The organism is Pseudoalteromonas sp. NZS127_1 (assembly GCF_015864295.1).
GTDB classification, from domain to species: Bacteria; Pseudomonadota; Gammaproteobacteria; order Enterobacterales; family Alteromonadaceae; genus Pseudoalteromonas; species Pseudoalteromonas arctica.
Genome location: NZ_JADYXO010000014.1, coordinates 14,727 through 38,470, shown reverse-complemented (window position 1 = coordinate 38,470; position 23,744 = coordinate 14,727). Strand labels below are relative to the sequence as shown.

At 39.7% G+C, this 23,744-nt stretch carries 17 protein-coding genes; 10 read left to right on the top strand and 7 right to left on the bottom strand.

From position 1 onward, the window contains the following. Positions 1–68: 68 nt before the first annotated feature. The 3 genes from I6F50_RS13235 to I6F50_RS13225 are packed head-to-tail and all read right to left on the bottom strand — an operon-like array spanning position 69 to position 3,018. Positions 69–1,616, bottom strand: a complete 1,548-nt coding sequence (locus I6F50_RS13235; RefSeq protein WP_197176459.1) for a PH domain-containing protein — start codon at positions 1,614–1,616, stop codon at positions 69–71. Next, entirely contained in the window at positions 1,609–2,142 is a 534-nt protein-coding gene (locus tag I6F50_RS13230; protein ID WP_165740438.1) for a PH domain-containing protein, read from the bottom strand. The genes I6F50_RS13235 and I6F50_RS13230 overlap by 8 nt, the downstream gene beginning before the upstream one ends. A gap of 21 nt (positions 2,143–2,163) precedes the next feature. Continuing rightward, complete coding sequence (locus tag I6F50_RS13225) at positions 2,164–3,018, bottom strand: D-hexose-6-phosphate mutarotase (RefSeq protein ID WP_197176458.1); 855 nt, start codon at positions 3,016–3,018, stop codon at positions 2,164–2,166. A 427-nt stretch (positions 3,019–3,445) separates the two neighbouring features. Here I6F50_RS13225 and I6F50_RS13220 point away from each other — a divergent pair, with 427 nt between their 5' ends. The 10 genes from I6F50_RS13220 (at position 3,446) to I6F50_RS13175 (ending at position 16,236) form a co-directional block, all read left to right on the top strand. Then, positions 3,446–3,928: a MarR family winged helix-turn-helix transcriptional regulator gene (locus tag I6F50_RS13220; RefSeq protein WP_010554531.1), complete on the top strand. Its 483-nt coding sequence runs from the start codon at positions 3,446–3,448 to the stop codon at positions 3,926–3,928. 99 nt (positions 3,929–4,027) lie between these two features. Beyond that, complete coding sequence (locus I6F50_RS13215) at positions 4,028–5,353, top strand: hypothetical protein (protein WP_007580455.1); 1,326 nt, start codon at positions 4,028–4,030, stop codon at positions 5,351–5,353. Positions 5,354–5,480: 127 nt separating this feature from the next. Next, on the top strand, positions 5,481–5,876 hold the full coding sequence (locus I6F50_RS13210) for a YbaN family protein (RefSeq protein WP_007580453.1): 396 nt from the start codon (positions 5,481–5,483) through the stop codon (positions 5,874–5,876). 124 nt (positions 5,877–6,000) lie between these two features. Continuing rightward, positions 6,001–6,633, top strand: a complete 633-nt coding sequence (locus I6F50_RS13205) for a PepSY-associated TM helix domain-containing protein (RefSeq protein WP_165729369.1) — start codon at positions 6,001–6,003, stop codon at positions 6,631–6,633. Continuing rightward, positions 6,633–7,142 (top strand): DUF2271 domain-containing protein, encoded by a 510-nt coding sequence (locus tag I6F50_RS13200; RefSeq protein WP_024589611.1) that lies wholly within the window; start codon positions 6,633–6,635, stop codon positions 7,140–7,142. Before I6F50_RS13205 ends, I6F50_RS13200 begins: the two co-directional genes overlap by 1 nt. Positions 7,143–7,176: 34 nt before the next feature. Then, positions 7,177–8,022: a DUF4198 domain-containing protein gene (locus tag I6F50_RS13195; protein WP_165729368.1), complete on the top strand. Its 846-nt coding sequence runs from the start codon at positions 7,177–7,179 to the stop codon at positions 8,020–8,022. 268 nt (positions 8,023–8,290) lie between these two features. Further along, positions 8,291–10,822: a TonB-dependent siderophore receptor gene (locus I6F50_RS13190; protein ID WP_197176457.1), complete on the top strand. Its 2,532-nt coding sequence runs from the start codon at positions 8,291–8,293 to the stop codon at positions 10,820–10,822. Between the two features lie 296 nt (positions 10,823–11,118). After that, the gene (locus tag I6F50_RS13185) at positions 11,119–13,122 is read left to right on the top strand and encodes a methyl-accepting chemotaxis protein (protein WP_197161082.1); all 2,004 of its coding nucleotides are present in this window, start codon (positions 11,119–11,121) and stop codon (positions 13,120–13,122) included. 209 nt (positions 13,123–13,331) lie between these two features. Continuing rightward, positions 13,332–14,225 (top strand): hypothetical protein, encoded by an 894-nt coding sequence (locus I6F50_RS13180; protein WP_197161081.1) that lies wholly within the window; start codon positions 13,332–13,334, stop codon positions 14,223–14,225. Between the two features lie 121 nt (positions 14,226–14,346). Next, complete coding sequence (locus tag I6F50_RS13175; RefSeq protein ID WP_197176456.1) at positions 14,347–16,236, top strand: monovalent cation:proton antiporter-2 (CPA2) family protein; 1,890 nt, start codon at positions 14,347–14,349, stop codon at positions 16,234–16,236. A 99-nt stretch (positions 16,237–16,335) separates the two neighbouring features. On the opposite strand, the gene I6F50_RS13170 is transcribed toward I6F50_RS13175, so the two are convergent. From I6F50_RS13170 to I6F50_RS13155, 4 genes are all read right to left on the bottom strand, one after another. Next, on the bottom strand, positions 16,336–18,996 hold the full coding sequence (locus tag I6F50_RS13170) for a TrlF family AAA-like ATPase (protein WP_197176452.1): 2,661 nt from the start codon (positions 18,994–18,996) through the stop codon (positions 16,336–16,338). Between the two features lie 304 nt (positions 18,997–19,300). Further along, positions 19,301–20,014, bottom strand: a complete 714-nt coding sequence (locus I6F50_RS13165; protein WP_197176451.1) for a hypothetical protein — start codon at positions 20,012–20,014, stop codon at positions 19,301–19,303. A gap of 139 nt (positions 20,015–20,153) precedes the next feature. Next, complete coding sequence (locus I6F50_RS13160; RefSeq protein ID WP_197176450.1) at positions 20,154–21,944, bottom strand: alkaline phosphatase; 1,791 nt, start codon at positions 21,942–21,944, stop codon at positions 20,154–20,156. 11 nt (positions 21,945–21,955) lie between these two features. Beyond that, positions 21,956–23,545, bottom strand: coding sequence for an alkaline phosphatase (locus I6F50_RS13155; protein ID WP_165729362.1), 1,590 nt, complete (start codon positions 23,543–23,545; stop codon positions 21,956–21,958). Between the last annotated feature and the right edge of the window lie 199 nt (positions 23,546–23,744).

Below are 23,744 nucleotides of genomic sequence, written 5' to 3'. Positions count from 1 at the left end.
CATGGGCAGTAAGAAAGTGTAATAAAGCATGTGCAAATGTGTATTTACACATGTTTTATTAGGGGAGTTTACATCCAGCTGCGAGTATCTGACTCAATCTGCTTAATTGTAAAATCAATAATAAAGTCAGCATCTTGCTGCTTTATGTAGGGCATAAATACAAAGCCCGAAGCAAGTTGTATGTATAAGCTTTTTAAGCCTGATTTGCGCATTAAGTACGTACTTATACTGCATGCACTTTGCGCTTTATAAAGCTCAAAAACACGGTAATGAACGCCAATCAACCCTTTGCGTACAACCATGTAAAATCGACCATTATCCTCATGCATGTAATAACCATAACGCTGATACGATAAGGTTACCAAGCCAGAAAACACCACCAAAACACCAAGGCTAATCAAAGTGTTAATATCGGCAATAAAACAAAAGCCAAACACTAGCGCACTGGGTAACAATGAATAAAAGCCTAAATTTTTATACAAAAGCGCTCGCTCTGCGCGCTTAAAAGCGAGTTTTTTACTGTTAAACCACGGGTAAATCCATTGGCATACGCTATCAACTTGTTCGCTATTTAATACAGGTAACACTAAGGTTTGTTTATTTTGTTTAGCCGCAACACCTGCAACTAAACCACCGCTACTTGCTTGCAAACACTCCACAGTAAATCGCTTTAGTAATCGGCCCATTAAGTTTTGCTTTATAACAATAGATTGCACTTTATCCATGCTCATCGAAAGCTGATGGCGCTCTAACAAGCCTGCAATACGTTTAAATTTTTGACCTTTAAAGTAAAGCTCAAAATTATAAAAACGAATAAGCGACATAGTCACCGATAGCATCACCGCTACCAAAACTAGCAAAACAATTAAGGTGATCATCGCAAAGGTAGCAGCACTTGCCAGCATGCCAAGCTCTTGCTGATAAAAGCCTTCTACTTTAGCAATAATTTGCTTCTCTAAAAAATCAACAATCAGGTTTATAAAAGGGGCAAAAGCAGCGATTGCTAAAATAGCCATATTCGACATTAAACCAAATTTGGCTATTTCTTTATTGCTAATGCTTAGGCTATTTTCAATAGTATCTACTTCGCTTTGCTCAGTGCTTTGTATTTCTTCTTGTTGCTGCGCTTTAAAAGCAAATATTTGTTTACGCATTTGCTGTGCGTAGTCTTTAGTGACGCCGGGTAAAACAACTTCTTGCGACACACTGCCTGCAGCATCAAAAATACAATTAACTAAGTTTACGGGGGTAAAATAAAATGGCTCGGCAATATTAACATTTTGTACGCGGCCAAATTTAAGCGTAAGTCGCTCTTTTTTAAATACGCCTTTGTTAAGCAATATTTCGTTATCGCTACTAATACAAAACTTAAAATTTAAATAATATAAAAATGAGTAAACAAGCAACGAAATCAGCGCAATACCACCTGCAACTTGCGCCCAAAATAATTTATTTTCTACTTGAGTAACAAATACTACAAACATAGGCAGTAAGTTTAAAAGGCCATCTTTTACAAAGCGCACACTAAAATGCACAACAAAATATAAAAGCGCCCAAGACGATACTTTTTGCCAATCACTTGAGCTAGTTTGCTCTTCAATAATACTATTACTCATCAACTAAAACCGCCTGAGGAGCCGTATCGTCTTGACGGTAGTTCTGTACAAATTGGCGCATATTTTTACAATCATCATGGGTTAACCCACTAATTTGTAAATCGGCACTTACGCCGCCTGCGCTAAATAATTTGATGCTCGCAAGGCTAAGCTTTCGCTCTATTGGCCCCTGATGTATTTCCATATGTTGTACTCGCGCTAAAGGCAATACCGTTACTTGTTGCCAAATAACGCCTTTTTTAAAAGCAATATCGTGGTTTCGTACCGCAAAACCTTGCAGCCTTATGCTAACCATGTTGTACAACATGGATACAGCTACTAAAACGGGCATACCAATTAGCAAGTAAGTTTGCGCTCTCTCTGCAAAAGCTTCGTTAAAATAACAAACCGCAATAAGTACCCCAATTAACGGAATATAAAATGTAAGCCAGTTAAGCTGAGTATGTAATAAGGCCTTGTCAGCTAAAGGCTTAAAGCTAATGGCGGTGTGCGCTGGTAAATCCATTATTTGTTGATTGTTAAACACAATTGCATCCTATCGGGATTATTAATTAACCCAGCTAATGGTGGTTACTAATGTATGACTTTGCTTTGGCTCAAGCGTTACTTTATCTGTCAGTACATTAGCAGCCTCTAGGCAGAGCATTGTTTTATACTCATCATCAGCAAAGTTAGATAAGCGTTTGGATTTTTCTATCCATGGATTCCACAGTACACACGAGTTTGAATTTTCACGGTTCACATTAATAACACCTTCTGGCGTATTAATAGTTTGTACTGCACTTGCTTGTGTATAAATCATGTCGGTTTCGCGCTCAAAACTTACAACGTCATTTTGCACAAATGGCCCTTCACTAAACTCAATATATTGCGCGCCTTGCAAACCATCAACATGGGTATTTGTAATGTCTGATGTAGGAAAATAGGTATGCAGCGCTTGAGTAAAGCTAAATGGCGTATTTCCTAAGTTAGTCGTAGTTAAGCGAACCTGTAACTTATCACTTAATATAAACTCCACTTTTAATGCTGACTGATGCGGCCAATACGTTGTATTAACTAGCTTCATAGGTAACTTTAAACTAACCGTAATTTGCTCATCAGATTCGTGTACTTCATCGGCTTGCCACACGCTTGTGCGCGCAAAACCATGAGCAGGCCAGCCATCATTAGCGTGTGTACCAAACCACGGCCAACAAACAGGAATACCACCTCGAATACTTGCCCCTTCTTGATAGGTTTCTTCTTGCGATACCCAAATAAGCGGCTCATTATTTTTAGGGGTAAATTGGGTAATTTGCCCACCTTGCAAGAATATTTTTGCATCGCACTTTGCACTAGCTACTTTAATAAACTCAAGACCGGTTTCGCTTTGCTCAATGCTAACTGATGGCGATAATTTCATACCTTCCCCTATAATACTGATACTAAAGATTTTTAATATTTGTGCAGAAACAATAATGCATGCTTAAAGTATACGCTATTGATATTAAATATTGATTGCTGAATTTGTTCATTGCCGATTAATACATATACAGTAAACTCACAAACAATTACTTTGTACTAACAGCTGTAAATGAATAATACTAAAGTCTATACAATAAGACTTGCCAATTATTCACAACATACGTACTGTGCGCAACTTAATGCACACAAGATGCTAAGAAAATTTACTATAATTTAAACAATATAATTTTACATTAGTTACTGCTCTAACTATTAAAAACCAACAAAAGCGGCCTAATGTGCAATATATTGTTTGAATTCAATTTATTTGATGTGTAACATTTCGCGATTACGGCAAACTACCGCCCCATCGATGAGATAAGCAAATGCAAAAATATGACGAGTTATTGGTTTCTTTACGTAAAGTGATCCGCGCGATTGACTTACATTCTAAGCAGCTAAATAAAACTTCGGGTTTAACTGGCCCACAATTGCTTATAATGCAAGAAGTTAAAAAAACCGATGGGATAACGGCGAGCCGTATTGCTCAAAACGTAAATTTAAGCCCAGCAACGGTCACCAATATTCTCGACAGAATAGAAAGCAGAAACTTAGTAACACGCGTACGCAGTCAAATGGATAAACGCAGAGTGAGCTTATACCTCACCGAGAAAGGAAAAGAGTTACTTGATAAAGCACCTCAGCCATTGCAAGAACACTTTATTGAAAAGTTTTCTGCGCTTGCTGAGTGGGAACAGAGCCTTTTACTCTCATCAATGCAGCGTGTAGCCGCGATGATGGATGCAGATAAATTAGATGCATCGCCCCTTCTAGAAGTTGGTGCACTTACTCAAGCTCCTAAAGAATAAACAATAAAAAAAATACATAGTTTTGTACTTACTCTAAACGTAAGGCGTTTTTTGACGTCTTGAATTTTTTATTTTTTAATCACAAGCAGAGCGGCTATTATGACTAAACTCTCAAAATTAACACTAGCACTAGTCCTAGGTGGTGTTACAAGCACTTCTTATGCGTCTGATGATCTAGACACACTACAAAGCCAACTTAAACAGCTAAAGCAACAAATGCAATTGCTTGAAAATAAGTTAGCTGATGAAAAAACAAAACAACAGCAAATTAATAAGCAGCACGAACAACAAGTTGCAAACATCAGTAAAAAATCTGATCAAAAAGTAGTTGAAGTTGCCGCAGCTGAACCTGAGAAAAAAGATGAAGGCATTAAAGTTGGTGGAGCAATACGCTTTAATTACAGCACCAACACATACGATGAAGATACCCAAGATCGCGGTGGCGATTTTGATTTTGATATTTTCCGTATAAATGTATCTGGTGAGATTAACGATATTTCACTTAACGGCGAAATACGTTTTTACGATTACATGACCGTTGTTAAGTATGCTTACTTAGGTTACGAGTTTGCAGATGGCTGGGAAGGACAAGCAGGTATTGCACCCGTGCCTTTTGGTAATGGCCCATACAACTCACACAGCTACTTTTTCAGTACTAATTATTACGTAGGTCTAGAAGACGATTTTGATTTAGGTGTAGTAGTAAAACGTAAACTTAAAGATAACTGGAAACTAGACCTAGGCTTTTTCAAAAATGATGAGCTAGGTGGTATAGACGGTGGCTCTTCAGATATTAACCATCGTTACTCTTACGACATTATTGGTAGTCGCTCAGCAGAGGAAGGTACATACGATGCACCAGGCTCTCGCATAGGCGAATACAATACGTTTGCCGGGCGTGCAACATACCAAATTGAGCACAGCAAAAATATAACTACCGATGTGGGTGTATCATTATTAAGTGGTGGTTTACATGACGGTAACGATCGTGCAGGTAACTACGGTGCATGGGCATTTCATGTTGATAGCACAATTAACAACTGGAATATCCAATTTCAACACGGTGAATACGACTACGATCTAGACGACAGCAGCGACCGCTTTGTTGTTGGTGCGTATGCTTATTATGACACTGTATCTAGCGAAGCAACTATGACTAACTTTAACGTTGCTTATAATTACTCGCTTGATTGGGGCCCAGTTACCGACATTCAATTTTACAACGATTACGGCATTATTTATGACAAGTCTGACGATAGCGCAGATACATGGATGAACGTAACGGGTATGAGTGTTGCTGCAGGTGGTTTCTTTAGTTACTTCGACTTTATTCAAGCACGTAACCAGCCATTTATTGGCGGAACAATTATTGGTGATGGCGATACAGAACGTCGCTTCAACATAAATATTGGTTACTACTTCTAAACTGTTAACCGCATTTATTTTTAAAAGGGCAAACTTAGTTTGCCCTTTTTTATTGATTTTAAGCTTCGAATTAATAGCTATTTAGCCTACAATTAGAGATACCATAACACGCCTAAAAAGAGCCTAAGTGAATATAAAAGCAGTGTTTATTTGTTATAAAAACTTATGGTTTAAAGCGCTTGGCTTAATACTTGTAGCCTTGGGTATTATTGGCATTGTGTTACCGGTCATGCCTACCACTATATTTTTTATTTTAGCGCTCACCTGCTTTACTCGCTCATCACCCGCGCTTGAACAATGGCTGTTAAACCACCCTCGTTACGGTGTAACTCTGCAGCAATGGCAAGCCCATAAAGTAGTGCCTGTTAAAGCCAAATGCTACGCCGCCATTGGCATGTTAATTGGATTTATATTTTTACTGTATTCAGCCGCCCCTATTTGGGTTATTTATCTCGTTGCAGTAATAGAAGTATCGGTAATGATTTACCTTATTTTAAGACCCTCCAGCCCCCCTAAGCATTAAATATTCATTTTTTACCTGCATACCACCTCTGTTTTAAAGTTTTTATGTAAAGATAAGTAAGTAAATTTGTAATAGCTAATGCAAATCATTATCATGTTGTAAATTTAATTTATTTACTGTTTTTATGTCGTTTATTAATAAGCGGGCTTTGTATAGTACAAGCCGTGCTCTACATATTTATATTTCTACAGCTTTGTTTTTTTTGCTTATTTTATTTTGCGTTAGCGGCATTGTGCTTAATCACGTCGATTGGCTTAAAAACGATAAAAATAACGGTCAAGTAACCGCAACGATTCCTGCAGAGCTAGTTACCAAAGCAAATGAGCAGCTAAATACCTTGCCAACGCTTTACCCAGAAATAGAAGCTTACTTAGCCGAGCAATATGCACTTACAAAAGTAAAAAGCATTGAGTGGGAAAAAGAAGACGCGCTTGTCATGCTCGACTACCCACTGCCTGCAGGGTTTGCCTACGCAGAGCTTGATTTTACAACTGGCGAGTTAAACCTTGATTACCAAACAGGTGGCTTTTTAAGCCTCATTGGCGACTTACATAAAGGCCGCCACAGCGGTGAAGTATGGAGTTGGGTAATTGATATATCTGCCGTACTAATGATTTTATTTGCCATCACCGGCATGATTATTTTGTTTCAAAATAGAAAAAAACGCTTAGCAGGAATATGGATAACCTTACTAGGAGTCGCAACTCCACTGGTTATTTATTTATGTTGGGTTCCACAAATAAAAGGAGTGTCTTAATGGTTAAATTTAAATTATTTATAAGCGCCGCATTACTGCTTGTAGCTGCGTTTTTTCAAACAACGGCGCATGCGCAAACACCACAGCTAGAGGTTGAATTAACGCTTCCCGACTTAGAAGTACAACCGTATCACCGTCCATACGTTGCAGTTTGGCTTGAAACACCAGAGCGCAAACACGTTACAACGCTTGCACTTTGGGTACAAAAAGCAGAATGGTTTAAAGACTTACGCCAATGGTGGCGTAAAGCCGGTAAAAGCGATGCCAACTTTGATGGCATTAGCGGCGCAACCAAGCGCGCGGGTACTTACACCATAAACTGGCAAGGTAATGATTTAGACGGTAACCCAGTAAAACCAGGTAAATACTTACTAAATATTGAAGTTGTACGCGAAGAAGGCGGCAGAGACTACACCCGTGTTGAGCTTGATTTAACTAAATCAGGCAAACTAACAATTGATGGTAAAAACGAGTTTTCTAAAAGCTTCGTCACTGTAAGCACTAAGTAGCTGCTACTTAATCATTTAAATTTAAGGAAATACAATGAAAATTAATTTATTAAAAACGGCATTAATCGGCGCATTGAGCTTATCTGCTTTAGTGTCAACTTCGGCAAGTGCACACGGACGTTGGTTACTACCTTCGCATACATCTTTATCAGGCGATAAAGCGCATTACGTAATGATTGACGCAAGTATTTCAAACGAAATTTTTGCACCAGACAAAGCCTTTAAACCTAAAGAAAAAGGCGCCGAGTACGACGACACATTATTAATGGCACTTGCGCCTAATGGTGAGCCAGTATCTGAAACCATCCGTGCTTATTACTTAAAACGTAAAAGCTCAGCTGCGGTAAGCTTAACAGAGCAAGGCACTTATCACATTGCAATGACCCAAAAGCCAATGTACATGACCTTCTATAAAAACGAAGAAGGTAAGCGCAAGCGTGTATTTGGTAAGAAAACAGACGCCGAGTTACCTAGCAATGCAAAAGATGTAACTACAACGAAGGTTGTTTCAACAGTAGATACATTTGTAAGCCGAAATGGCACCTCAAAGCCTGCCCTATTAGGTTTAGGCTTAGAGCTTAGCGGTCCAACGCATCCAAACGATTTATTTGTAGGTGAACAAGCACGTTTTCAGTTACTACAAGATGGTAAATCTGCTGGTGAAGGCGTTGAAGTAAGTATTTTAAAAGGCGACACACGCTACCGTAACGACCGTGGCGAAGTAAAAGTAACGACCGATAAAGAAGGTATGTTTACAATTACGTGGAAAGAACCAGGCCTATACCTAATCGAAACTTCTAACAAGGTTACCGTAAATGAAGAAGGCGTAGATGCAGGACGTTATGCATTATTTACAACGCTTGAAGTTGCCCCTGAATAATTTAAATCACTAAATTTAAAAAATTGAAAGGCCAAGCATTTGCTTGGCCTTTTTACGTCTTACTAACTTTTATCTAAAATTCCCTTGAATTCGCAACCATTCGACACAAGATTGCAACTACAACGATCCAAACGCCTATATCGCGCGTAAACAGTGATCTTATGTGTTAACAACTTAGAATATCTTAGATAGTTTTTATCTTTGCACTAGGGTAGTCGCTTCTATATGATGCGCTCCTTTTCGACTAGCAGCTCTTGGGGAACAATTAATGACTTTTAAGCGTTTATCTGCAAATAAACTCGCACTTAGCTTGGCCGTTACCACTGCACTTAGCACACCTTACTCTATGGCCGTTGCCGCAGAGCAAGATAATCAAGCAGAAAAAAATATCGAAGTAATTTCGGTTACCGGTACTCGCAGAAGCCTACGCAGTATTGCCGAAAGCACCGTACCTGTAGATATTATTACCAGCGGTGATATGCAAAGTACCGGTCAGCTAGAAATAAGCCAAATACTAGCAAACCAAGTACCTAGCTTTAACTACCCAAGTGCCACTATGGGTGATGGTACTGACCATGCAAAACCAGCTGTTTTACGTGGATTAGCACCCGATCACACACTAGTACTTATAAACGGTAAGCGCCGCCACGCTGGTGCGCTATTAAACTTAGCGGGCGTTGTTGGCCGAGGCTCTACAGCTGTTGATTTGAACATGATCCCAACCTCTGCAATTAAACGTGTTGAAGTACTACGTGACGGCGCAGCCGCACAGTACGGTTCTGATGCAATTGCTGGGGTAATTAACATTGTACTTAAAGATGCCTCAGAAGGCGGTAGCGTAAGCGTAACGTACGGTAAATACGATACTCAAATGGCTGGTGTATCTCAGCTAGACAGCACCTACGCAGATGCAAACGGCGACTTAGCCTTTAATACCGGTGGCGACAGAGAAGTAAACGACGGTGCAACACGCACTGTTAGTGCAAACTCTGGTTTTGCGTTATCTGATAACGGTTTTGTAAACGTATCAATTGAATACCGTGATAACGACTCAACTCAGCGCTCAGGTTTTGACCCTCGCGAACAATACAGTCGCCTTGATGATGGCAGCCTAGACCCACGCGAATTTACTATCGATCGTTACAATCACCGTTTTGGTAAAGCCGACCTTGAAGATTACGCGTTGTTTTACAACATGGGTTACGATTTAGATAACGGCTTAAACCTTTATTCATTTGGTAGCTACTCAAAGCGTGAAGGTAATTCAGGTGGTTTTTACCGCCGAGCAAAAGACAGCCGTAACGTTTTAGAAGTGTACCCAGATGGCTTTTTGCCGCAAATTGAAACAGACGTACAAGACTACTCATTTGCACTGGGCTTACAAGGCGAAACTAACGACTGGACATGGGATGTAAGTACCAACTACGGCCGTAACGACTTTGGTTTCGGTGTTGTAAATAGTATTAACACATCACTAGGTGCCGACAGCCCAACTGAATTTGATAACGGTGCACTGGTTTACGATCAGTTTTTAGTAAACGCAACTGCCAATACCACTCTCGATTTAGGCTTACCTGATGACGTATTTTTTACCGTAGGTACTGAATACCGCCACGAAAGCTACAAAATAGAACAAGGCGAAGAAGCCTCTTATATTACTGCGCTAGATAGCGACGGCAACCCAATTGCTGCCGGCGGCGCACAAGTACTATCTGGTTTTGGTCCTGAGAGCGTAACTGACGAAAGCCGCCATAACGTTGCCCTCTTTGTTGAATTTGACACCTACTTAACAGAAAAATGGAATGTTGTTTTAGCGAGTCGTTACGAAGATTACAGCGACTTTGGCGATACGTTCACGTCAAAACTAGCAACACGTTACAGCCTAACCGATAATCTATCGTTACGTGGTGCGCTAAGTACAGGCTTTCGCGCGCCGTCTTTAGCACAAAGCTCATATCGTCAAATTTCAACTGTGCTTGAAAACAATCAACCATTTGAAGTTGGCTTGTTTCCAAGTGACGCGCCAGCAGCACAAGCATTGGGCGCAAAAGAGCTAGATGCAGAAGATTCTGTAAACTTAACAGCAGGCTTTGTATACACTCAAGGTAACTTTAGCCTTACGGTTGATGCATACCGTATTGATATTGATGATCGTGTTGTTTTATCTGAAAATTTATCGGGTGAAGCTGTACAACAAATTTTAGCCGATGCGGGTGAGTTAAATACCGAAAGCGTACGCTACTTTACCAACGCGATTGACTCACGTACACAGGGTATAGATATAGTTGCAACGTACACGCTTGAATTAGATAACCTAGGCGATTTACGTTTAAATGCAGCCGCTAACTTTAACGACACCGAAGTTACTCATGTTGACGACAACCCAGAGCAGCTTAACTCTTTAGGTGATGACTACGTAGTGTTTGCTCGTCGCGAAGTGGGTCGTTTTGAAGAAGGTACACCTGATAGCAAGTGGAACTTATCTGCTGTTTGGAACTTTAACGAATGGCAAACAACGCTTCGTGCCACACGTTATGGTGAAGTCGCTGATATATCAACTACAGCTGATCGCGATGAATACCTAGACCCTAAATGGATCACCGACTTAGAAGTGGCATACCGTCCAGACGAATATTGGAAATTTGCCGTTGGTGCAAACAACTTGTTCGATCAGTACCCACAAGCCACCGTGGATAACATTGGTTACTCTGACTTTGGCCAAATATTCCCGTATACGCCGTATGCACCATACGGTTTAGATGGTCGATTTTTATATGGCAACATCACCTACAGTTTTTAATTTATACTTAAATTAAATGAGTTAAATAAAGATCCGATATGGCATGCCCTATCGGATTTTTTATATTTAAAAAACAGCAATAAATATAACCACCCTAGCTATAATCAAACAAACTACAAAAAACACTTTCGTCACAAACTATTAATTTTTTATTATCATTTAATGTATTGTTTGTTTTATATGATAAATTGATTATCAGGCAAAGTTCGTTACTAGCGAGTCATCAAATAAAACAACTTAAAATGCCTATAATTAAACTTAGCACGCATAAATACCGTCTTTCTCTGGAGTGAAGTATGAGCTATAAAAACTGGTCAATATCAAAACAAATTGGTGCGCTTGCATTCACTTTAACGCTATGTGTATTTAGTTTAGTTGGGCTATCTACCTATTTAATTTCGGCTAATACACTTTCTGAAAAAAGTGAAACAGCAATAAAATCTGAAATAACGGCTATTTCAGATCTTTTAGAACTTCAATACGACAGCCTGCTGGCAATAGCAAAGCGTAATGCCACTGTATTTAAAGGTATGTACCCTGGTGAATTTAAAAAAAGCGATCAAAAGGTATTGGTCGTAGATACTATGGTGCCCGTTCTTTTACATGATAACGAACAAGTTAATAACAATATCGATATTGTTGAAAATTACGCTAAATTAACCGGAGGTAACGCCACGGTATTTATGCGAGATGGGGATGATTTTTTTCGTATTACTACCTCTTTAAAAAAGAGTGATGGACAACGCGCTATTGGTACTTACCTAGGAAAAAACCACCCAGGCTATCAACCTCTTATGAACGGTCAAAGCTATGAAGGCTATGCTAAATTATTCGGTAACGAATACATGACTGTTTACCAACCAATTAAAAATAAACAAAACCAAGTAATTGGTATTTTATACATAGGTTTTAATATAAACGACGCACTGGCATCTCTTAGAGGGTCTGTTAATAAAATAGTAATTGAAGAAAGCGGTAACTTATTTGTTTTCAGAAATACAAATGATGTAGTTATAGCAGGGAAAGAAGCCGCAGTTGACTCAAAAGTGAACTCCAAAGCGCTTGATGGACTTAATCTAGAGGCAATTAAAAAAGGTCAGTCATTAAAATATAATAGTGAAAATAACACCCCTATGTTTGCTTACAGCAAAACAGTACCTGGGTGGGATTGGACCTTACTTGGTCGTGTAAAAGAAAGCGAACTCACTGAAGAGAGCATAAAGCTAATGGTAGTTAACAGCATAACGTCTGTTGGGGGTATTCTTGCTATCTCAATTTTACTATTTTGGGTGCTAGTAAAAACACTTAACCCATTAAGACAATTAACACGTAGCGTTGATGCATTAGGTAAAGGTGATTTGTCACAACATTTTGTAAATACCAATACAAATAGTGAAAATGAAATAGACCTAATTACCGCGAGTGTAAGTAGCATGTCGGTTGAGCTAAAAAAACTAATACTCGCTTTACAAGATTCAGTAATTGAACTGGAAAACCAAGCAGGCACTTCTAAAGAGCACGCCCTCACTAATGGTAAAGAAGCGCATGCAATGATGGGGCAAACAGACCAAATAGCCACCGCCATCGAAGAAATGTCAGTATCAATTAAAGATGTAGCCAATAACGCAAATGAAGGCGCTCAACGAACCCAACAAGTAGATGCAGAAGCTCAATTAGGTCGTACACAATTAACCCAAGTTGTTAATGACTTAATGCAGCTAAGCCAGCAGCTAAATGATAGCCATAACTCTGTTGAAAAAGTAAACACAGCAAGTAACGAAATAAGTAAAGTAACTGAAGTCATTAATGGTATTGCTGAGCAAACTAACTTACTAGCACTTAATGCCGCTATAGAAGCAGCAAGAGCAGGCGAACAAGGTAGAGGTTTTGCAGTTGTTGCCGATGAAGTGAGAACCTTAGCGCAGCGTACACAAAAATCAATTTTAGAAATTAGCCAAACAATTGAGCAACTACAAATACAAGTTACCGCCGCAACTAAACAAATGGAACAAAGCCGCCAGTTGGGTATTAAATCAGCTGAAGAAGGTGAAAAAACCGGAGAGCAACTTAACTTTATCACTCAAAGTATTGGCGATCTAACGCGCTCATCAAACAATATAGCTGAGGCAACAGATCAACAAAGCACCGTTGCTGCAGAAATCACTCAAAATTTACATTCTATAAGCCAGCTCGCTAAAGAAGGTGAGTCTCGCACGCAAAGCACTGTAAATTCGGCAAGTGAATTAATGACATTGGCTGAAAAAATCAAACAGCAAATAAGCTACTTTAGAGCACATTAATACAATGGTTAAAGCCACTTAATAAAAAAGGATGCACTTCGCATCCTTTTTTATTATTTATCAAAATTTGGTTTTTTTAACTACTTTTTGATTATTTTTATTTTCATAAAAAATAAAACCCAATATAAAACAAAGGATTAACTTTTGGTCTCCTTTTTGCTCTATTGTACTCATACTAAATTCAAACAATAAAGATCAAAGGATTAAATATGAGTTCATCAACAGTCTCTCGCATTACAAAACCACTTTCGCTAATTAGCGGTATTTTATTATTAAGTGGTTGTGTGTTTCACATATCGCCAAGCGTGGCGTCTGTAAAACAAACACAACAGCTCACATTGCCTAGCAACAATCTTGAGTATTTAAATGTTTTAAGTGGCGCAGGCAACCTTGAAATAAAAGGCTCACAAACAGCCACCAGCATTCGTGTTGATGCCACTATTTACACAGCCGATATTGAAGATGAGTACGAGCTAACACTAGAGCAAGACGGTAAACAGGCAAAGCTTGTTGCTCAAAATAAAAGTCGTAATGGTATTAGCTTTTACAGTGGTCAATCACCACATATTGATTTAGTTGTTACCGTACCAAGTAATCTTAATTTAGATATTGATGATGGCTCTGGCGACATTGTTATAAGTGCAATGCAAAGCAATATGAATGTAAAAGACGGCTCGGGGGACTTAACTATAAGCGGTGCTAAAAACCTAACTATTGACGATGGATCTGGTGAAGTAAACCTTGAAAACATCGCAGGTAATGTAGAACTAACCGACGGCTCTGGCAGCATTCATATAAATAATGTAAGCGGCAATGCAATTATTGAAGATGGTTCAGGCGAAATGCACGTAAGTAATGTAAACGGTTCGCTAAACGTTGAAGATGGCTCGGGTGATATAGTAATAAGCCATATAAACGGAGCTGTTAATGTAGATGATAATTCTGGCGACATGCTTATTGAGCATATTGGCTCAAGCGTCACTATCGAAGACGGGTCTGGCGATATTCGTGTTAATTATGCAAAAGGGCTAACTATTACTGAATCAGGTTCTGGCGATGTGAGCATTGATAATATTAGCGGTTCTGTAAAAGTAGCTGACTAACAGTATGAGCTAAAAATAACGTATTTTCAGCAACATGAATCATTGTATTTTATAAGAACCTAAGTCATTCTATTTATGCTCAAATACCTTGAGCATAAATAGAATGACTTAGGATAAACGCGTGTTAGAAATAGCTTTAATTTACTTAGCAGCAGCCATTGTAGCTGTCCCTATTGCAAAACGAGTCGGACTTGGCTCTGTGTTAGGTTATTTAATTGCCGGAATACTCATTGGCCCTTATGCGCTGGGTGTTGTGGGCGATCAAACCGATGTAATGCACTTCGCTGAATTTGGCGTAGTAATGATGCTGTTTTTAGTGGGCCTTGAACTACAACCTTCGCGTTTATGGACATTACGCCACTCTATTTTAGGGCTTGGCGGCTTACAGGTTGTGCTATCGGCAGCGGCTATATTTGCATTTTGTTATTGGTTTTTTGCCATGCATTGGCAAACCGCACTCGCCATTGGTTTAATGCTGGCGCTCTCCTCTACCGCTATTGTACTGCAAAGCCTTGAAGAAAAAGGCTGGCTAAAGCAAGAAGCCGGACAAAACGCATTTTCGGTATTGCTGTTTCAAGACATCGCCATTATTCCTATTTTAGCCCTATTGCCACTGCTTGCATTTGCCCCGCAAACTAGCACAAAAGAAATCAGCGACTCGATTATTGCAAGCTGGCCTGTATGGCAACAAGTATGTGTATCAGTCGCGGTTATTGCCGCTATTATTGCCGGCGGTAAATATGTATCGGCACCGTTATTTAGATATATAGCGCAAACCCACATGCGTGAAATATTTACTATTTTTGCACTGTTTTTAGTGGTCGCTATTGCACTGGTTATGCAAAGTATTGGTTTATCGCCTGCGCTGGGGACTTTTTTAGCCGGCGTTGTACTTGCCGAGAGCGAATTTAGACACGAATTAGAAGCCGATATAGAACCCTTTAAAGGCTTACTTTTAGGATTGTTTTTTATAACTGTTGGCGCATCAATTAACTTTGAACTGCTATTTAACGAGTTTAGTACCGTTATAGGCTTAGTGGTTTTACTCATTGTAGTTAAAGCCTGCATTTTATTTGCCCTTGCCGTTACCTTTAAAATTAACAGTAAACAGCAGTTATTATTTGCCTTAGCGCTTGCCCAAGGGGGTGAGTTTGCCTTTGTACTTTTAAGCGTAACCACCACCTTAAGCATTTTAACGCCCGAGCAAACCAGTCTTGTTACCTTAGTTGTTGCAGTATCAATGCTAATAGCGCCGTTACTACTTATGGTTTATGAGCAAATACAAAAACGCAGCAGCAGTGCTATGCCTGAGTTTGATAAGCCAGAACAAATAAGTACCGCTAAACACGTAATTATTGCCGGCTACGGACGTTTTGGCCAAATTATGGGGCGCTTACTGCACGCTCAAGGCTACGAAATTACCGTACTTGATCACAGCCCTAGCCAAATAGAATTACTGCGCCGTTTTGGTAACACCGTATTTTATGGCGATGCCGCACGCCAAGAACTCCTTGAAGCCGCAGGCGCGCACACCGCACAAATGTTGGTAGTAGCAATAGACGACCCCGATAAAACCATAGAGATAATTAAGCTCGCCCATAAAAACTACCCGCAACTTAAAATTGTTGCCCGCGCAATCGACCGTCGCCATGCGTATCAATTACTTAATTTAAAAGTAGATGCGTTTAACCGCGAAACAGTCGACTCAGCTATTAACCTTGCCGTAGAAGCACTCGAGTTACTAGGTAACACTAAGCAAGATGCAGAGCGTGCTGGTAAACTGTTTAGAGACCACGACCGCGCTGCAGTACTGCAACTGGCTGCATTATGGGGAGACGACGCCAGCTACGGCGTAGCCGTGCGCCAACGCATGGAAGATTTAAAGCAAGTGCTGCAACAAGATAAACAAGCACAAAGCGATTTAAATACCTGCGACAGCGGTGATTGCGAAGACGGCTTAACAGAAGTAGCGAGTAAACCTAAAAAGCCTGATGATCCTCATTTGGAGTAGTAATTAGTATCTGTTGTCTTAGCGGGTATTGACGCTTCACTCACCGGAGTTCGGAGGAGTGAAGCAAATCAAGCTTTCAAGTGTAGTGACTTGTTAAACCTACTTTTGGATACCATACTTACGCTCTCTCTTCTCGAAAGCATAGCTACCACCTTCCAAAATATTACAAATCTCTGCTCTTATACCTACGTTTTCCTTAACATTACCATCTTCAACAGAACCTGAAGTATAACGGATACTCTCACCTTGATTGTCAGCGATAATTATTTGTTCTGCATCGGTATTTACGACCAAATTCGCATTGTGTGTAACAATGATGACTTGTCGGTATTTCTTTATTTTTCTAAATAAAGGAACTAGCTGTGACATAATAAATTCATTGTCTAGATCATCTTCAGGCTGATCAAATACAAATGGGCTACCGAATGGATCAGTTGCCAATTTTAAACAAACATAAAATGTGCCTCGTTGGCCAACAGAGAGCTTATTTACAGTCTTTCCCTTGTACTGGAAGTCTGCATTTGCATATAGATACCTTTTAATATTTGTAGGTGAATAGAGATAATTTAATAATTCAAATCGCCCTCCTTTATTAAAGAACTCTGGTTTCCAAAAGAACTCTTCTATACTCGTTGGAACACCATCACAATTAATGATTTTTTCACCAGACAATAGCTTGAAGAAGTCATCTATTGATCTTACGCAAAATGTTTCTTGCAACCGATCAAAAGTAGATTTATCACTTGTACTTCTAAATTTTCCACGATTTAAGCATTCTTCCATCCCACTGTAAAAATGCTGCACATTGAATACGACGTTACCATTAATATGTATATCTAAAAGAATTTCCTGAACCAATTCATTTTGCTCAAAATTCCAGCCTGGCTGTTGAATTTTAAGCTTTTCAAAGGCCTGGTTGATGTTGTTTTTTTGACAATCAATGTACTCTTTGTATTTTAAAGCAAGCTCTCCACGCTCCCTAACAAACGCTTGATACTCTATTGTCTTTTGATTTATCTCATCTAATTTCGATGATGCCTGATCAATAGACTTTTGAAACTCAGTAACTTTGCTTAGCAAAGATGATATATCCTGATTGATACCTTGCTGTCTAAACTGAATAGCAATTTCATTATTTGATTCGATTAATGTTTGAATTTCACTCTTACATATATCTATATTTTTACTAATGGGGTCTTTGACCAAAGCTTCATCAATCAATGGCGACTTATTTACTGAGCAATGATTGGCATTTAACAACGTAATTCTTTGGTTTATTTCTAAAGCATGGCGACACAAAAGAGCTAGCGTACTCCTTGCTTCATCAATGAAGTTGTTTTTTTCGTTAATACTCTTTGAGTTATTTTGATATCGTTCAATTAACAACTTATTTTGAGGGTTAGTAAGCGTGCCAATTAACTGAACATTACTATCAATAACACTTTGTTGATATTGTTGCGTATTAATACGCTGGCTTTGAGAATCAACATCTTCCCAATACTCAACGAACGTACGATATTTACTCAGATTGTTTGATATTTCAGAACTGGTAACAGAATCAAACTCTATACCATGGATTCCTAACATTCTTTTTATCTCGCCACTCAGATCATCAGGCTTTTGACTGAAATGTTGAACATCTCCTTGAGAAACATGTAAATAAGAGTACGTATTTGCAGAAGAATCGAATTTTAATACCGTCCCATCACCTTGGTCTAGTTCAACACTAAGGCTTTCACCGCTAACCCTCCGCGCATTTGAGTGCTGAGATTGATGGTTAAATCTTGAGTGCATTGCATCTAGAAAAAGGCTTTTGCCAGTCCCCCTCCCACCCACAATCGTGACTAGGTTCGGATTTAATGGGATTGTTTGGTTAAAAAAACTTATATCCTCACCAGAAAAAATTTTTCCACCTAACTTAACTGATTTAAACCATGGCTTACTGTATGTTTTTTCCACAAAGTCATTCGTTTGCTGAACCCTGAGGTCGGGTTCAATAATAGCTTGCCTTAAGCCTTCAAAGGTTGGTTTTGCTTTGACCCAAGAATACATTGTGCCAATATATTCAAGTTTGTGAGCATCTGAAGCATAAAAAACCGGCTTTTGCTTCGCAGATGGGTACCTTTCGTTATTCAGGAAAAAATTTCTATCTTGAGGCCGACCTAAAATAATTTGGCACCTTTTCTCTATTTCTAGTGCAACAGCTAGTGATCTACCTTCTTTCATATCAGGTCTAAAGCCACCATATCCATTTGGACAAGCTGCTATTAAAAAATCGATCCCGAACTTTAAATTATTATTTAGGTGAGCTATCAATGAATCAAACTTTACAACAGCTTCAGATGTTTTAGTTTGTGAATCGGTAAGAGATTGTTGGGAACAATAGATATGCTTGCCATCAGCAGTTGTGTTAGAGATAGGGAGAGTAGATAAAATGGTATTTATTCGTTGAGTAGTTATATTTTCCGAAAATATACAATGAACGTTGATCCACTCACCATCTTTGTTTTGCTGATCAATACGAAATTCTAGATTGCCTAAGACTGTATGCTCAATACCTTTTTCTTGAAATTTATCTCTAATTTCCTCTAGTTCGTTATCTTTAAAGAAAAAATAGTTAGTAATTCCTGTTAGGCTAAGTTCTGAAGATATTATCTTATCAACAAACTCATCTATAGTAGATGATCCATATTCATTAGCTTGATGGGTGTATGGAGAATGAATGTGTAAATCCCACTTACTCCAAATCGATCCAATCATGTAACCTCCTTGAGTTTCAGCCAATACCAAGTATTTGCATAGGGCCTTACAACTTTATCTGAGGACATTTCCTTATCTTCACAAAATGTCCCTATTGTGTGAACTTCTATTAATATCAAATAGTGTAAATTATTACCAACTATAAATCTTATGCGGCTGATGGTGTGTTTTATAAAATGGAAAAGTGTTTGTTGTATTACTTGGGTGGAAATGGCTTAAATTAATCTACTTTTTAAATACCTATTTGTAGCTCATAACTGTCATTCTTCCAGCTATAAGCTACAGCATTTAAAAGCTCCAAAACCTAGTGGTGGTGCCCGCCTTGAATAGCCTCGCCCTGCTGGTTATAAAAACCTGTTGCGCTGTGCTCAATAAAACCAAGGTTTATCATTTTAGCTAAAAACGGGTCGCCTTCGTTATCGCCAATGTCGGCGTAATCGGTGGTTTGAAAACGATCCCACTGTGCAAATTGAGCGGTAATTAATAGCACATCTGTACTTACTTTATTAAGGCTTAGCAATGTACTTGTTTGGCTTTTTTTATTACTAATGCTAAATGTTTTAACTAATTTTGAATGCGTATAAAAGGCGAGGTTAAAGTCGTTGCCATTTTCGCTCAACGTATAATTTTTTACTTCATCACAGCCTGTGCCTTGTGTGCTTACTAACGTCATTTTTTCGATTAGGTGATTATCCACCAGCTGACTTTTAGCACTCCAGTTTTGTACGCCGCGTACCTCAGATGGTTGATATTCAATGCCGCGTTGCTGGGCATTAAAATAACGTATTGGTCGTATTTGATTATTGGCTAAGTGCTGCCAAAGTTCGGTTATTACTTCACTTTGATGCGCTACTTGCTGATTGTTTCGCCAAAGGGTAAGTGACTCGCTATTTTGCTGCGCTTTATGGCTGTTGGTAATTTTATAATCCGCTTTTAAATGCTTAGCATCAATATCACATTGCGAGGCAAAGCTACTTGTACTCACAAGCGTGGCAATTATTAATAACGCTTTTTTCATTTAGCTATCTCTTATTTATATTTCAAGTTTATGGCAATAACATAACGATTATAAATGTCAGTTTAATGACAAAAACCCCGCAAAGTAGGCGGGGTTTTTTATTTAGATATATTTAACTAAATTTATAACTAGACGATATTTATTGCGCTAGTTTTTCGTCTGCTGCTTTTACAAAGTCAGCTGCAAAGTCCATTACATGGAACAAAAAGCTTTGCTCGTTTGTGCCTGTTACCAAGTGTGCACCTGGTCCCATTGCATAAACGCCTACGTCTTCACCGGCATGTGTTTCAGAGCCCATTGGTACCAGTGATTCTTGATGAAAACCAGGTGTTGTTGTATCAACATCTGTTAAATCAACACGCCCTGTAACCGGTGCAAACGCATAACCTGCATCGGCATCAGTCTCGCTACCTAGGTTTCTAAAGCCACCACCATTGGTGTAACCAACCGTTGTATAAGGCATATCGTCGGCAGCTAAGCTTGGCTCAGTTGCGCCTACTGCAACTACTTTACCTAAAATTGGGTTACCGCGTTTAGGATAACCGGCAATGGTAAATACATGGCTGTGATCGGCAGTTACAACTATTAATGTTTCTTCTGGGTTGGTGTTTTCCATTGCCACTTTAACGGCTTTAGCAAGCTCAATAGTGTCGTTTAACGCGTTATAAGCGTTACCCGCATGATGCGCGTGGTCAATTCGACCCGACTCAACCGTTAAGAAAAAACCTTGCTCGTTGTTATCAAGTACGTTTATTGCTTTTTCGGTCATTTGTGAAAGCGAAGGCTCGCCTGCTACATCGTTTGCGCGGTCAGCTTCGTACTGCATGTGGGATTCGTTAAATAAGCCAAACACTTTAGTGGCGTCGTCACTTATTGCATCAAAACCGGTTTGATCCATTACGTACGTGCCATTTGGATATTGCGTTTTCCACTCTGCGGTTAAGTCGCGGTTATCTGTTCGATCACCTTCAACAGCACTCACTGCATCAGCTGAATTAAACGCGGCATCTTTTGGTAAAAAGTGACGACGACCGCCGCCCATTACTACGTCAATACCGTCTACATCAACACCACTAAAGCGTGCTTCTAGGTTGGCTTCAAAGTTAACTAGTTGCGATGCAATATCTTCACACGTTGCAGCACTTTCTGGCATATCAGAGATATCTTCCCAGTTACGCTCTGCCGATTTAGCATACGTTGCAGCGGGTGTTGCGTGAGTAATACGCGCTGTAGAAATAATCCCTGTTGCTTTACCTGCAATTTCAGCAAGCTCTAACGAGGTAACAAGTTCGTGCCCTTTGCCTGATGCACAATTACCACGTTCAACCGCTTCATCAATACCAATAACGCCTGCGTCGGTTTTAACACCCGATGCCATTGCGGTCATAGTGCCTGCCGAATCTGGCGTTTGCGCATCTACGTTGTATGTTTTTACAAAGCCCGAAAAAGGCATAGTTTCAAAGCTTAACTGGTGTTCTTCACCCATTTCACCTTCTAACTGACCCGCTAAAATACGTGCTGCGGTTATGGTAGAAATACCCATACCATCACCAACAAATAAAATAACGTTTTTCGCTTTGCCTGATTCTGTAACAATGTTGCTACTGGCTGTTTGTGCTGCACCCAATTTTGTTTGTGCTTCACTAAACCAAGTATTACTAGTGAGTGAGGCTAACTGCTCGCTTGTTAACGACGTTGCAGGTGCATTACACACTAAATTAGTTGAGTTAACTTCATCGCTATCTAGCACGTCGTTATTATTGGTATCTGCGCCTACTTGCGTCTCTACACCGCCATTAATACACTGCTCAGAGCCCACTGCAATAGCGTTATCTACTGCGATAATATTGTTTTCATTTTTGTTATCGTCACTCGAGCAACCTGCTAGCGCGACCATTACTGCCAAAGAAAGTACCGTTAATTTGTTCATGTTAGCCGCCATTATTGCTGAGTTAGTTCAAGAGCTTGATTAATTAAATGAAATACAACGTTTTGTTCAATTACGCCCTGTGCTAGCTGAGCACCAGGACCTTTTGCATGTAAAGATATGTCTTCACCCGCGTGTGTTTCTGAGCCCATTGGTACAGTTGCTTCTTGGTGAAAGCCTGGGGTTGTTGTATCTACGCCATTTAGCTCAACACGCCCTGCAATAGCGGCACTTGTGTAACTTGCATCAGCGTTGGTCTCACTGCCTAAGTTTCTAAAACCTAAACCATTTGCGTAACCTACGGTGGTGTACGGCATATCGTCGGCGGCTAAGCTTGGTGTTGTTGCACCTACTGCAACTACTTGACCTAAAATTGGATTACCACGCTTAGGGTAGCCTGCAATAGTAAATACATGGCTGTGATCGGCGGTTACTAAAATAAGGGTTTCTTCTGGGTTTGTGTTATCTACCGCTGCTTGCACGGCTTTAGCAAACTCAATGGTGTCGTTAAGCGCGTTGTATGCATTACCTGCGTGGTGCGCATGGTCAATTCGTCCCGACTCAACCGTTAAGAAAAATCCATTATCGTTTTTACCAAGCACTTCAATTGCTTTAGTGGTCATATCGGTAAGTGAAGGCTCGCCCGCTACATCGTTTGCGCGGTCAGCTTCGTATTGCATGTGGGATTCGTTAAATAAACCAAATACTTTAGTGGCGTCATCGCTTATTGCATCAAAGCCTGTTTGATCCATCACGTACGTAGCATCTGGGTATTGTGTTTGCCACTCAGTTACTAAGTTGCGCTCGTCAGTACGGTCGCCTTCTATAGCACTTACTGCATCTGTTGAGTTAGCTGTTTCGTCTTTTGGTAAAAAGTGACGACGACCGCCCCCCATTACAAAATCAAGGCCGTCTACGTCGGTCCCTACAAATCGTGCTTCTAGGTTTTTTTCAAAGTTAACCAGTTGCGATGCAATGTCTTCACAGCCACCCGTTACTGCATCTTCTGGCATATCTGATACGTCTTCCCAGTTACGGTCAGCCGATTTAGCATATGTGGCAGCAGGGGTTGCATGAGTAATACGTGCTGTAGAAATAATACCGGTAGATAGCCCTTTAATTTCAGCCAATTCAGTCGCGGTAATTAGCTCGTTACCTGCCACTGTTGAACACACGCCGCGTTCAATATCTTCGTCTACACCAATAACGCCCACATCGGTTTTTACACCCGAAATAATAGCCGTCATCGTGCCTGCTGAATCAGGAGTTTGAGCATCTACGTTATACGTTTTAACTTGTGCAGAGTATGGGAACTCTTCAAAGCTTAAATAACCTTCTTCGCCAGATTGGTTATTACGCTGCCCTTGTAAAATGCGCGCGGCGGTAAGTGTAGAAATACCCATACCATCGCCCACAAATAAAATGACGTTTTTAGCTTTAGTGGCTTGTGTAGCCTGCGCTTGTGCTGTTTTTGTTGTTAGTTTAGTTTGCGCAGCGCTATACCAGCTGCTGTCTTTTTGGCTTTGCGGTAGTACATCAGCATGGCTCACTGCGCTAAACGTTAACGTTAGCGCGATTGCCGCAGCGACTTTTTTAATTTTCATCCGTAATTCCCATTGTTTAGTGGTTATTTTTTGAAATGTGTAAACACAAAAAAGATCAACCGCTGCACTATAGAAAACAGATGTGACTGATAAAGGTAATTTTGATGAAAGTAAAATGACTAAACTATTACAAAAATAAGTCACAAAAATAAAAAAGCGCAACGTGTTAAACGTTGCGCTTATTCATTCAATAAACGTT